Origin of the sequence: Pseudomonas saxonica, assembly GCF_007858365.1 — a bacterium.
Taxonomy (GTDB): Bacteria; Pseudomonadota; Gammaproteobacteria; order Pseudomonadales; family Pseudomonadaceae; genus Aquipseudomonas; species Aquipseudomonas saxonica.
Genome location: NZ_VFIO01000005.1, coordinates 259,328 through 272,289 on the forward strand (window position 1 = coordinate 259,328; position 12,962 = coordinate 272,289).

At 56.0% G+C, this 12,962-nt stretch carries 10 protein-coding genes; all 10 read right to left on the reverse strand.

Annotation, left to right across the window (positions count from 1 at the left end; genetic code table 11):
* Nucleotides 1-37: 37 nt before the first annotated feature.
* Nucleotides 38-1,600 (reverse strand): SpoVR family protein, encoded by a 1,563-nt coding sequence (locus FJD38_RS15150; RefSeq protein WP_122784162.1) that lies wholly within the window; start codon nucleotides 1,598-1,600, stop codon nucleotides 38-40.
* Entirely contained in the window at nucleotides 1,597-2,871 is a 1,275-nt protein-coding gene (locus FJD38_RS15155) for a YeaH/YhbH family protein (protein WP_146386065.1), read from the reverse strand. Before FJD38_RS15155 ends, FJD38_RS15150 begins: the two co-directional genes overlap by 4 nt.
* Before the next feature lie 116 nt (nucleotides 2,872-2,987).
* Complete coding sequence (locus FJD38_RS15160) at nucleotides 2,988-4,910, reverse strand: PrkA family serine protein kinase (RefSeq protein WP_122784204.1); 1,923 nt, start codon at nucleotides 4,908-4,910, stop codon at nucleotides 2,988-2,990.
* A 300-nt stretch (nucleotides 4,911-5,210) separates the two neighbouring features.
* Entirely contained in the window at nucleotides 5,211-5,540 is a 330-nt protein-coding gene (gene glpE / locus FJD38_RS15165) for a thiosulfate sulfurtransferase GlpE (protein WP_146386067.1), read from the reverse strand.
* Nucleotides 5,541-5,572: 32 nt separating this feature from the next.
* Nucleotides 5,573-6,442 carry a symmetrical bis(5'-nucleosyl)-tetraphosphatase gene (locus FJD38_RS15170; RefSeq protein WP_122784165.1) on the reverse strand — a complete coding sequence of 290 codons (870 nt, stop codon included), beginning with the start codon at nucleotides 6,440-6,442 and terminating at the stop codon, nucleotides 5,573-5,575.
* Nucleotides 6,442-6,822, reverse strand: a complete 381-nt coding sequence (gene apaG / locus FJD38_RS15175) for a Co2+/Mg2+ efflux protein ApaG (protein ID WP_146386069.1) — start codon at nucleotides 6,820-6,822, stop codon at nucleotides 6,442-6,444. Before apaG ends, FJD38_RS15170 begins: the two co-directional genes overlap by 1 nt.
* A 149-nt stretch (nucleotides 6,823-6,971) precedes the next feature.
* Nucleotides 6,972-7,790, reverse strand: a complete 819-nt coding sequence (rsmA, locus tag FJD38_RS15180) for a 16S rRNA (adenine(1518)-N(6)/adenine(1519)-N(6))-dimethyltransferase RsmA (protein ID WP_146386071.1) — start codon at nucleotides 7,788-7,790, stop codon at nucleotides 6,972-6,974.
* Complete coding sequence (gene pdxA / locus FJD38_RS15185) at nucleotides 7,787-8,776, reverse strand: 4-hydroxythreonine-4-phosphate dehydrogenase PdxA (protein WP_122784168.1); 990 nt, start codon at nucleotides 8,774-8,776, stop codon at nucleotides 7,787-7,789. Before pdxA ends, rsmA begins: the two co-directional genes overlap by 4 nt.
* Nucleotides 8,773-10,107, reverse strand: a complete 1,335-nt coding sequence (surA, locus tag FJD38_RS15190) for a peptidylprolyl isomerase SurA (protein ID WP_122784169.1) — start codon at nucleotides 10,105-10,107, stop codon at nucleotides 8,773-8,775. Before surA ends, pdxA begins: the two co-directional genes overlap by 4 nt.
* Nucleotides 10,088-12,838 carry an LPS-assembly protein LptD gene (locus tag FJD38_RS15195; RefSeq protein ID WP_146386073.1) on the reverse strand — a complete coding sequence of 917 codons (2,751 nt, stop codon included), beginning with the start codon at nucleotides 12,836-12,838 and terminating at the stop codon, nucleotides 10,088-10,090. Before FJD38_RS15195 ends, surA begins: the two co-directional genes overlap by 20 nt.
* Between the last annotated feature and the right edge of the window lie 124 nt (nucleotides 12,839-12,962).

Below are 12,962 nucleotides of genomic sequence, written 5' to 3' on the forward strand. Positions count from 1 at the left end.
GATAGCCCCTGTACGCCGTTAACGGAGGCTCCGTGTGTTACAGGTGAATAGCGCTCATATCCAGACGGCCATAATCTCCGATGCCTGCGTCTCCTTTAGGGGGCACATGGTGGACTTTCATGACTTGATCGCCTTGTACCGTTTCGAGATGAATATCAAAACCCCACAGGCGGTGCAGGTGTTTGAGGACTTCGTCGGTCGATTCGCCCAAGGGTTTGCGATCATGTTGTTGATGACGCAAGGTCAATGAACGGTCTCCGCGCCGGTCAATGCTCCAGATTTGTATATTGGGTTCCCGATTGCCCAGGTTGTACTGGGCGGCCAATGTTTCACGAATAATCCGGTAGCCGTTCTCATCGTGAATGGCCGGCACCAGAAGGTCGTCCTTTTGATCGTCATCCATGATGCTGAACAATTTCAGGTCGCGGATCACCTTGGGTGACAGGTATTGCAGGATAAAGCTTTCATCCTTAAAGCTGCTCATGGCGAATTTGATGCTCGACAGCCAGTCGCTACCCGCCATGTCGGGGAACCAGCGGCGGTCCTCTTCGGTGGGGTTTTCGCAAATGCGGCGAATGTCGCAATACATGGCAAACCCCAGCGCATAGGGGTTTATGCCGCTGTAATACGGGCTGTCAAAGCCCGGTTGAAAGACTACGCTGGTGTGGGAAATCAGGAACTCCATCATGAAGCCTTCTGTCACCAGGCCTTCGTTATAGAGGTCGTTCATTAAGGTGTAGTGCCAGAACGTGGCCCAGCCCTCGTTCATGACTTGGGTTTGTCGCTGTGGATAGAAATACTGGGCAATTTTGCGCACGATGCGCACGACTTCGCGCTGCCACGGTTCCAGCAGCGGGGCGTGTTTCTCAATAAAATACAGAATGTTTTCCTGGGGTTCTTCAGGAAAACGCATGTTGTCCTTTTCGCTGAACTTGTCAGCGCTTTTGGGGATAGTTCGCCACAGATCGTTGATTTGCTTTTGCAGGTGCTCTTCACGATCCTTCTGCCGGCGACGCTCCTCTTCAGCTGAAATCGGATAGGGGCGCTTGTAGCGGTCGACCCCGTAGTTCATGAGCGCATGGCACGAGTCGAGCAGGTCTTCGACCGCATCAATGCCGTGGCGCTCTTCGCATTGCATGATGTACTGCTTGGCGAATACCAGGTAATCGATGATCGAACTGGCATCTGTCCAGGTTCGGAACAGGTAATTGCCCTTGAAGAAGCTGTTATGCCCATAGCATGCATGGGCCACTACCAGTGCCTGCATGCAGATGGTGTTTTCTTCCATCAGGTAGGCAATGCATGGATCGGAGTTGATGACGATCTCGTAAGCCAGTCCCATTTGGCCACGGCTGTAGGATTTCTCGGTACTCAAGAAATGTTTGCCGTAGGACCAATGGTGATAGCCCAGAGGCATGCCCACAGAGGCGTAGGCATCCATCATTTGTTCTGCAGTGATGACCTCGATCTGGTTGGGGTAGGTATCGAGCGCATAGCGCTCGGCCAGGCGACCGATTTCCCGGTCATAGGCCTGGATCAGTTCAAAGGTCCACTCTGAGCCGGTGGACAGGGGCTGGCGTTTATTCTCTTTGGCGGTCATGTCACTAACCTGCGCTGGAAGAGTTCACGGAAGACCGGATAAATATCGCCGGCCGAGACCAGTTGCTGTTGTGCGAAGGTGTCGGAAAACGCATCGCTGATGCGTTCGTATTCGTACCAGAGAGCCTGATGTTCGCGTGGGGTTATTTCTACATAAGTGTAGTACTGCACGAACGGCATGATTTGATTGATCAGAATGTCACGGCAAATGGGTGAGTCGTCGTTCCAGTTATCACCGTCCGAAGCCTGGGCGGCGTAAATGTTCCATTCATTGGTGGGGTAGCGTTCGGCCATGATTTCCTGCATCAGTTTCAGGGCGCTGGAAACAATGGTGCCGCCGGTCTCCCTTGAGTAGAAAAACTCTTCTTCATCGACTTCACGGGCGCTGGTGTGATGGCGAATGAACACGACATCAATCTTGTCGTAATTGCGCTTCAAGAACAGGTACAGCAGGATGAAAAAGCGTTTGGCGATGTCTTTGGTGGCCTGAGTCATGGAGCCTGAAACGTCCATCAGGCAAAACATGACTGCTTTTGAGCTGGGGTTGGGTTGTTTGACCAGCAGGTTGTACTTGAGGTCAAAGGTGTCTAGAAACGGAACGCGATGGATGCGTGCGCTGAGCTTCTCGATCTCGCTCTCGATATCTTTTATATCGCCAAAATTGTCGGGCTCATCGCGTTTGAGTCTCTCCAGTTCGGCTTTGGCTTCCTTGAGTTTGGCCCGGCTACTCCCGGACAAGGCAATGCGGCGCGCGTGGGCTGAACGCAGAGTGCGAATGATGTTGATGCGTGACGGGTTGCCTTCGTTGCTGATGCCCGCGCGCACGGTTTTGAAGGTGTCTGTGCCGGTGAGGTGGCGTTTGACCAGGTTCGGCAGTTCCAGATCCTCAAACATGAATTCCAGGAATTCTTCCTGGGTGATCTGAAACACAAACTCATCCATGCCCTCGCCGGAATTACCCGCTTTACCAGGTCCACCGCCCCCGCCGGCGCCGCCTTGTGGGCGCTGGATGTGTTCGCCGCTGGTAAATTCCTTGTTGCCGGGGTGTACCACGGTTTGTTTGCCGCCGCGGCCGTGATGAAGCACGGGCTCGTCAATATCCCGCCCTGGAATGCTGATTTGTTCGCCATGTTCCATGTCGGTAATGGACCGGCGACCTACGGCCTCTTCAACGGCCTTTTTAATATGGTCACGGTAGCGCCGCAGAAAGCGCTGACGGTTTACCGTGCTCTTGTTCTTGCCATTCAGGCGTCGGTCTATTACATAGCTCATGGGGCCCTCCGGGCAGCTTCAAGGGGTGAGCTGCAAGCTGCAAGTAGAAGCGGTTTCCGGGTACCCGGGTTTGCGCTGTTCTCTTGCAGCTTGAAGCTAGGAGCTTGCTGCTGCTTTTATTGCGATTTCCTGACCCGCAGGTACCACTCGGAGAGCAGTCGTACTTGTTTGTCGGTGTAACCCCGTTCGACCATTCGGGTCACGAAGTCGTTGTGCTTTTGCTGATCCTCTTTGCTCGCTTTGGCATTGAAGCTGATAACCGGCAGCAGGTCTTCGGTGTTGGAGAACATTTTCTTCTCGATGACCACCCGCAGTTTTTCGTAGCTGAGCCAGGTCGGATTTTTGCCGTTGTTGTTGGCGCGAGCACGCAGCACGAAGTTGACGATTTCGTTGCGGAAATCTTTCGGGTTGCTGATGCCAGCCGGTTTTTCGATTTTTTCGAGCTCCTCGTTGAGGGCTACGCGGTTGAGGATTTCTCCGGTTTCCGGGTCGCGGTATTCCTGATCCTGAATCCAGAAGTCTGCGTACAGCACATAGCGGTCGAAGATGTTCTGCCCGTACTCGCTGTACGACTCCAGGTAAGCAGTCTGGATTTCCTTGCCGATAAACTCGATATAACGCGGGGCCAGGTATTCCTTCAGGAAGCGCAAGTAACGTTCGCGGGTTTCAGGCTGGAATTGTTCTTGCTCGATCTGTTGTTCCAGCACGTAAAGCAGGTGCACCGGGTTGGCTGCAATTTCGTGAGGGTCGAAGTTGAACACTTTGGACAGGATTTTGAAGGCGAAACGGGTTGAAAGGCCGTTCATGCCTTCGTCGACGCCCGCACTGTCCCGGTATTCCTGAATCGATTTGGCTTTCGGGTCGGTGTCTTTGAGGTTTTCGCCATCGTAAACCCGCATCTTGGAGTAGATGTTGGAGTTTTCCGGCTCCTTGAGGCGTGACAGGACCGTGAACTGCGCAAGCATCTTCAGGGTGTCGGGCGCGCAATGGGCTTTGGCCAGCGAGCTGTTGAACAACAGTTTGTCGTAGATTTTGATTTCATCGCTGACGCGCAGGCAATACGGCACTTTGACGATGTAGATCCGGTCGATAAACGCTTCGTTGTTCTTGTTGTTGCGGAAGGTGTGCCACTCCGATTCGTTGGAGTGGGCGAGCAGGATGCCGGTAAACGGAATCGCGCCCAAGCCTTCGGTACTGTTGTAGTTACCCTCTTGGGTCGCGGTCAGCAGCGGGTGCAAAACTTTGATCGGCGCCTTGAACATCTCCACGAATTCCATCAGGCCTTGGTTGGCCCGGCACAGAGCACCCGAGTAGCTATAGGCATCGGCGTCGTTCTGCGGGAATTCTTCGAGCTTGCGAATATCAACCTTACCGACCAGGGCTGAAATGTCCTGGTTGTTTTCGTCACCGGGTTCGGTTTTGGCGACGCCGATCTGGTTAAGAATCGAGGGGTAGAGTTTGACCACGCGGAATTGGCTGATATCGCCGCCAAACTCTGCCAGCCGTTTGGTCGCCCACGGAGACATGATGGTGCTCAGGTAGCGTTTTGGAATACCGAAGTCTTCTTCGAGAATGGCGCCGTCTTCAGTGGCATTGAACAAGCCCAGTGGCGATTCGAAGACGGGTGAGCCTTTGATCGCATAGAAGGGCACTTTCTCGATCAGTTGTTTCAGTTTCTCGGCCAGTGATGATTTACCGCCGCCCACCGGGCCCAGCAGATAGAGAATTTGTTTCTTCTCTTCCAGGCCCTGCGCAGCATGGCGGAAATAAGAAACAATCTGGTCAATGCATTCTTCCATCCCGTGGAAGTCTTCAAAGGCCGGATAACGGCGAATCACTTTGTTGGAGAAGATTCGCGACAAGCGAGAGTTGGTCGAAGTGTCCAGCAGTTCCGGTTCACCGATGGCCAGCAGCAGCCTTTCAGCGGCTGAGGCGTAAGCGCTTTTATCGTTTTTGCACAGCTCAAGGTATTCCTGGAGCGTGAGCTCTTCCTGGCGTGTGGATTCAAAGCGTTGTTGGAAGTGGCTAAAAATACTCATGACGTCACCTCGCTCGATACGTGGAGTCGGCGATTGATCGGTCAGCTCGAGTGCTGGCATGCAGCAACATTGCAGTTGCTGTGTACCCCCCAGGACACCATCAATGGGTCTAACCCGTTGAAATTACTACTGATAATCCACTCACCGGTGTACCGGCTCTCCCCAGATTTGGATGGCCTGAGGTAAAGGATAGTTGGTAATTGGAGAGGTCAAGGAGAGATGCGTGATTTGTTGGGCTTGACCGTTGGTCAGGCATGGCGCAAGCCCACTGATCACGCGGGCTTGGCGTTAATAAAAATTTTACTCGGCTGAATCCTGGGCCGTTTCTTGTGGATAAGTTGCACGCCATAGTTCGAATCCGCCATCGAGGCTATAGACATCGCTAAAGCCCTGACTGATCAGGTACGCCGCAGCACTTTGGCTGGAATTACCGTGATAGCAGGCAACGATCAGTGGCTGGTCCAGATCGGCTTTGGCAATGAAATCATGCAGGGAGTGGTTGTCGAGGTGTTTGGCACCACTGATATGCCCGGCGGCGAAAGCCTGTGGGTCACGGATATCCACCACAACAGCACCTTTCTCGCGCAGGGCTTGGGCTTCTTGAGGCGGGATGCGTTTGAATTCGTTCATGTAGAGTTCCTGTAGCCTGACAGCGGGCGGGCTTAGCCGGCGCCCAAGGGGAGAGAGGGTGGGGTGGGCAACGTATTAGCAAGGCCGAGGTCATCGCAATCGCAGCTCAGTTTCTGGCCAGTGTCGACGTTGAGCAGGGTCATGGAGCCACCCCAGACACAACCGGTATCGAGTGCGAAAATCCCGGGCTCCTTGCAGTTGCCTTCCAGTGCAGCCCAATGCCCGAAAATGATTTTGAGGTCTTGAGTTTTACGTTCTTTGTAACTGAACCACGGTGCATAGCCAGGCGGTGCAGTGCCGACACCTTCTTTGCTTTTAAGGTCGAGTTTGCCATCGCGGGTGCAAAAACGCATGCGTGTGAAATAGTTGGTAATAACTCGCAGGCGTGTGACCCCGCTGAGGTCGTTGTCCCATTTTGCCGGCTCGTTTCCGTACATGCCGTCTAGAAATGGCCCCAACAGGTTATCGTCGCGCAGCGCTTGTTCGACTTCGTTGGCGTATTTGAGGGCTTTTTTCAACGACCACTGCGGCGGAATTCCGGCATGCACCAGAGCGGTATTACGTGCCACATCGTAATGCAGCAAGGGTTGCTGGCGCAGCCAGTCCAGCAGTGGGTCGCAGTCGGGTGCCTGCAGGATTTCGCGCAGGGTGTCGCCTTTTTTCAGGCGTTCGACATTGTGTCTCACGGCCAGAAGATGCAGGTCATGATTGCCCAGCACACACACGAGCGATTCGCGCATTTGATACAGGAAACGCAGGGTTTCCAGTGATTGCGGGCCACGATTGACCAGATCACCCACCAGCCAGAGTGTGTCTTTGGCAGGGTCAAACGCTACGCGCGCCAATAGGCATTTGAGCGGTTGCAGGCAGCCTTGCAGGTCGCCAACAGCATAGACCGCCATCAGTGCAGGGCTCCGGGCATCGCAAGGCGGAAAGGCGCAATAAGCGCCTTGAACTGCTCTCCGTCTTCGGCGCGCATGAGAAAGCTGCCTTGCATATTGCCGACACGAGTGCCGATGACCGAGCCGCTGCTATAGACATGCTGCTGACCTGCGGCGATCAGAGGTTGTTGACCGATAACACCAGCACCGCGGACTTCTTCCACATGACCGTCGCCGTCTGTAATTACCCAGTGGCGGGAAAGCAATTGTGCGGGAAGCGAGCCATTGTTCTGCACCGTGACGGTATAGGCAAAGGCGAAGCGCTGTTGGTCTGGCTGGGACTGTTCTGACAGGTAACGCGTGACGACGCTGACGTCGATCTGATAGCGGGGATCGGACATGCGAGAGGCCTTACTTGAAAGCGAAGACACAGTTCGGGATTTAACTGATGCCTGAGTCTAGGGTCTGTTCCCGTTTCATTGCAATGCGCGTCGCTGCTGCAATGAAACGGGAACAGACCTTAGGCTGGTACCGCTAGGGTGCTCGGCGATCAGTCGGCAGCGGGCGCTGGGACGGGTTGTTCGCAGAGTTTGTCGGCCAGGCGCACGAAGGCGGCCAAGTCGAGTTGCTCTGGACGCTTGCTGCCATCGACGCCAGCGGCTTCGATTTCATCGTTGCTGAGCAGGGCCTTGAGCGTGTTGCGCAGGGTTTTGCGACGCTGGTTGAAGGCTTCGCGAACGACGCGTTCCAGCAGGCGATGATCTTTGGCTGGATGAGGCAGGGTTTCGTGCGGCACTAGACGGACAATCGCCGAGTCGACTTTTGGCGGCGGATTGAACGCACCCGGGCCAACGTTGAACAGGTGTTCGACGCGACAGTGGTACTGAACCATGATCGACAGGCGGCCCCAGTCTCCACCGCCAGGGCCTGCTGCCATGCGCTCAACCACTTCTTTTTGCAGCATGAAGTGCATGTCGCGAATCAGATCGGCATTTTTCAGCAGATGAAAAATCAGCGGCGTGGAGATGTTGTAGGGCAGGTTGCCGACTACGCGCAGCGTGCGGGGCGCGGCGTTGAGGCTTTTGAAGTCAAACTTCAGGGCATCGCCTTGATGCAGCGTGAAGTTGCTCATGCCCGCGAACTGCTGGTTGAGGATTGGAATCAGGTCTTTGTCGAGTTCAACAACATCCAGTTGGCCGCCGCTGTTCAGAATACCTTTGGTCAAGGCGCCCTGGCCCGGGCCGATTTCCAGCAGGCGATCACCCGCTTTGGCGTTGATGGAACGCAAAATGCGGTCAATTACGCCTGCATCGTGCAGGAAGTTTTGACCAAAGCGTTTGCGCGCTTTGTGTTGGAATTGCTCAGTCATAAACGGGTCTCGGACATCTGGTAGGCGGTTTCCAGCGCGACTTGCAGGCTGCCGGTATCGATTTTGCCGCTGCCCGCCAGATCCAGGGCTGTGCCGTGGTCGACAGACGTGCGGATGATCGGCAAGCCCAGCGTGATGTTAACGGCGGCACCAAAGCCTTTGTATTTCAACACGGGCAGGCCTTGGTCGTGGTACATCGCCAGCACTGCATCGCAGTGTTCCAGATATTTTGGGGTAAACAGAGTGTCGGCAGGCAGCGGGCCATGCAAATCCATGCCCTCGCTGCGCAGGCGCTCAAGTGTAGGTTCAATGATGTCGATTTCTTCATGGCCCAAATGGCCGCCTTCACCGGCGTGGGGGTTGAGCCCGCAGACCAGAATACGCGGCTGGGCAATACCGAATTTTTGTTGTAGATCCGCGTGCAGAATGCGGGTGACCCGCATCAGGCGTTCGGGGGTTATAGCATCGCTGACCTGACGCAGGGGCAGGTGAGTGGTGACCAACGCCACGCGCAGTCCGCGCGTGGCGAGCATCATCACGACTTGCTCGGTCTGAGTCAGGTCTGCAAGAAATTCAGTGTGGCCGGAGAACGGAATCCCGGCTTCATTGATCACGCCTTTATGGACAGGCGCGGTGATCATGCCTGCGAAATCGCCTTCGACACAGCCACGTGCAGCACGGGTCAAGGTTTGCAATACAAAGGCTGCATTGGCCTTGTCCAGCGTGCCTGCGATGACCGGGGCGTGAAGTGGGGTATCCCATACATACAGGCTACCGGCCGGTGCAGGCTCATCAGGCCAGTCAGCGGGCGTAACCGCCAGCAGACTGACCGACACACCCAGTTGCGCAGCCCGCTCAAGGAGCAGGTCGCGGCTGGTGATGGCAATCAGGGGGTGCGGCTGGCGTTGCGAGGCGAGTAGCAGGCACAGGTCGGGACCTATGCCTGCCGGTTCTCCGGGTGTCAGTGCAAAACGCTGTGTTTTCACTGAGCTGCCTGGTTAGCGCTCTCTTGCGAGTCGGCGCCTGGCAACTTGATCTCTACATAGGCTTCGTCACGGATCTGACGCAGCCAGTTTTGCAGCTCTTCATCGTACTTGCGGTTACGCAAGGTGTTCATGGCTTGCTGCTCGCTGGCTTTGGCGGTGTTGTCGACTGCGCGACGACCCAGTACTTCCAGTACATGCCAGCCGTATTGAGTCTGGAATGGCTTGGACAGCACGCCTTGCGGAGTGTTTGCCATGACTTCGCGGAACTCTGGAACCAGCGATTGCGGGTTGATCCAGTCCAGGTCGCCGCCGTTGAGGGCTGAGCCTGGGTCTTCCGAGTAAGTTTTGGCCAGAGTCGCGAAATCTTCACCCGATTTGACGCGGTCGTAGATTTTGTCGATCAGCTTCTTGGTGTCGTCTTCGGTGCGAATTTCGCTCGGTTTGACCAGAATGTGGCGAACATGAACTTCGTCCGTCACAACCGTGTTACCGCCGCGTTTTTCGTTCACTTTGAGGATGATGAAACCCGTCGGGATACGGACAGGCTTGGTTACATCGCCTGCGTTCATCCGGCTCAGTTCTTCATCGAACGGCGGTGGCAATTGAGCTGCTTTACGCCAGCCCATGTCGCCGCCTTCCAGCGCGTTGTCGCTGCTGGAGTAAGCGATGGCCAGTTTGGCGAAGTCCGCGCCTTGCTGGAGCTGGTTGTAGATATCGACGGCCTTTTTGCCTGCTGCCTGAATATCTTCCGAGCTCGCGCGATCAGGCGTTGGAATCAGAATGTTAGCCAGACGGTACTCGTCGGACTGCTGCATGGCACCCATTGGCGACTTGAGGAAGTTCTTCACTTCCTGATCGGTCACCTGGATGCGCTCAGCCACTCGGCGCTGGCGCACACGGCTGATGATCATTTCGCGGCGCACCTGCTCACGCGCGTCTTCATACGACAGACCATCGTGGGCCAGTGCCTGACGGAACTGGTCAACGGTCATGTTGTTGCGCTGGGCAATGGTACCGATGGCCTGATTCAGCTCTTCGTCCGTGATGCGGATGCCAGAGCGTTCGCCGATCTGCAATTGCAGGTTTTCGACGATCAGACGCTCAAGTACCTGCTGATCCAGAACACTGGCAGGAGGGACATCCTGACCACGCTTAGCAATGGTTTGCTGAACTTCCTTGACCCGTTGGTCGAGTTGGCTCTGCATGATCACGTCGTTGTCGACGATGGCCACGACCTTGTCAAGGGGCTGTACCGCGGCGTGAGCCGCAGTACCCAGGAACAACGCGCCCAGCAATAGCGGGCGCAGACACTCAGAAAGCTTGATCTTCACGTTCACGATAACCTTGGATGCCTTTGTCGAGGAAGCTCTCTACTTTGGTGCCGACTACGCCACCGAGACCTTTCAGCACAACTTGGAGGAAGAGACCATGATCGCCCTTCTCGTTTTGAGGGGCTTCTTGGGTGTACTCGTCGTTGGAGACCCAATAACGGCTGATCAGACGCAGTTTCCAGCAGCAGTTGTCGTACTCGAATCCACCAAAGGCTTCCAGGGTACGGTTGCGGTTGTAATCGTACTGCCAGCGGCTGATAGCGCTCCATTGCGGCACGATCGGCCAGATAACCGAGAAGTCGTGCTGCTGGATTTTGTAGTAATCCTTGATGTAACCCGGCTCGCCTTTGGTGCCGTAGTCGCCACCGCCCACGGTCCACTTGCCGGTGTACTGGTCATAGCGAACCTGGTCGTTGCGATAGCGATAGCCGAGGTTGACGATCTTGTTCGGATTGTCTTCAGGCTGGTAGTGCATCATCGCGCTGCCAGAACGCGGGCTGTGAGTTTCCGGGTCCCAGTTGTAATCGGCAGTTGCACGCCAGTCGCGGTTAAAGCGGTAGGCATACTCAAGCGCGTATGGCGAAACACTGGAGGTCGAGTCCGAGCGATCTGCACTGATACCCGGCAACTGAACCTTGCGGTCCTTGAAGTAGTACGCCTGGCCGATGCTGATACGCTGGCGTTCAAAGCCGTTGTCTTCGATCCAGCGACTGGTCAAGCCCAGCGACAGTTTGTTTTCATCGCCTACACGGTCACTGCCGGAGAAGCGGTTATCGCGCCACAGCGAGGAGTAGCTGAACGTGCTTTCGCTGGTGTCGAAAACCGGGATGTCTTCCTGATTGCGCTCAGGGACATACAGGTAGAACGCACGCGGTTCCAGCGTCTGGCGATAGTTGGTGCCGAACCAGTTGGTGTTGCGGTCAAAGTACAGGCCGCTGTCGACGCTGGCGATAGGGACGCTACGGTTGACCGAGCTGTCGAATTTGTCGCCAGCAGCCAGCGTGCTCTTGCCCTTGCTATCCAAGTCAAGGTCGTACTGGGTGTACATGTACTTGAGGGTCGGCGTCACATAGCCGTAGCTAGCCGTCATCGGCAAGCTCATGGACGGTGCCAGATTCAGACGGGTGCCGTTGGCGCGTGCCAGACCCCTGACGTTGTTATCGAGACGTGGGGCTACAGTGCCATCTTCGTTGGTGTAATCACCATTTTCCAGATCGCGCTCGAACCGCACCAGCTCAGTGTTGTAGTTGAAGTTCACGCCACCCGGGTGATACGGCAGGGCACCATTGAAGGTGAGCTGCGGCATCTGGTTGTACGGCGTGATCTGGGTCACGGTCGACAACTGGTAGGCGTGCACGTTCAGCCTGGCTGTGTAAGAGTCGCCACGGTAGCTGACGGCCGCTTGCTGGTTCAGGTAGTCGCGGTTTTCAACGCCAATCTGATCGGTTTGCAAATCCTGGAAGTAGTACGGGTCGCTGACCTTGGTGTAGTCGACTTCCGTCAATACACGCGAATCCAGGCCACCCTTGTGCTGCCAGTTGAGCATGTAGCGCTTGTCGGTGTAATCCGACTGATCCTTACGTTCGGTTTCGTCGTCGTTCAAGTACGCGGCGCCAAACTGACCTTCACTGGACTCTGTCAGGTAGCGGAACTCGCCTTCCATCAACAGACCGCGCTTGGTCATGTAACGCGGGTACAACGTGGCATCGTAGTTTGGCGCCAGGTTGAAGTAGTACGGGGTCACGAGCGTAAAGCCGGTGTCGGTGCTGCTGCTGAAAGACGGCGGCAGGAAACCGGACTGGCGGCGATCGTCGATCGGGAAATAGATATACGGGGTGTAGAAGACCGGAATGTCTTTAACCCGTAACGTCACGTTAGTGGCCGTACCGAAACCGGTGGCCGGGTTCAACGTGATGTTGTTGCCTTTGAGCTGCCAGGCATTGCTGTTCGGCTCGCACGTGGTGTACGTACCGTCCTTGAGACGGATGATGGCGTCTTCAGCACGCTTGGCATACAGCGCACTGCCGCGGATGCGCGACTTGTGCAAGATGTACTCGGCGTTGTCGACCTTGGCAGCGCCGGTGTCCAGCTGAACGTCAGCGTGATCGCCGACGATCAGTGCACCGTTGTCACGTAGACGGACGTTGCCATTGAGTTCGCCGCGGCTTTCTGCCTGATACAGGCTGGCTTCATCGGCCTCGACCTGCATGCTGCCCTGACGCATCACAACGTCACCGGCCAGGGTTGCAACCTGCGATTCCTGCTCATAGCGGGAGGCTTTGGCGCCCACAAACGTCGGCGAGTCGCTTTTGCTGGTGGTGTCATTCATGCCCGGACGAATAGGCTCGACATACGAACCCGAGCAATAAGGCCCGGTTTCGGCCAGCTGTGCAGGCGTGAGCTTGTCGCGAGGCACCCAGTCAAGGTGGCTGTAGTCGGCACTGCGTGCCTGCAGGCCACGGCCCTTGGCTGACGTTACCAGCGGGACAGGAGCTTCTTGCTCGCTCACCTCGCCTGTAGCATCGGCCACAGCAGTGCTGTGCGCTGGACGGGGCGGTAATTGCGCAGCCGTCGTTTTCGGCGTGCAATCCCAGCCTCCCGAAGCCGACACGGAACAGTCATACTGCTCCTCGGCAACAGCGAACGGCATGGCTAGGGGTTGCATGGCCAGCAAACTGCCGGTTACCAGCAACGGAAATTTTTTACGAAACGCGGGGGATTTCAATGCCATCTTATTAGTCCGGGCTTCCTGCGTGCCATCAGCCCGCGGTGGGGGACCGCACGCCTATCGATGGTCTGGAAAAGATTCTGGATAATAAAGCATGACCCGCTTGACGGCTAGCGCCGTCGGAGAC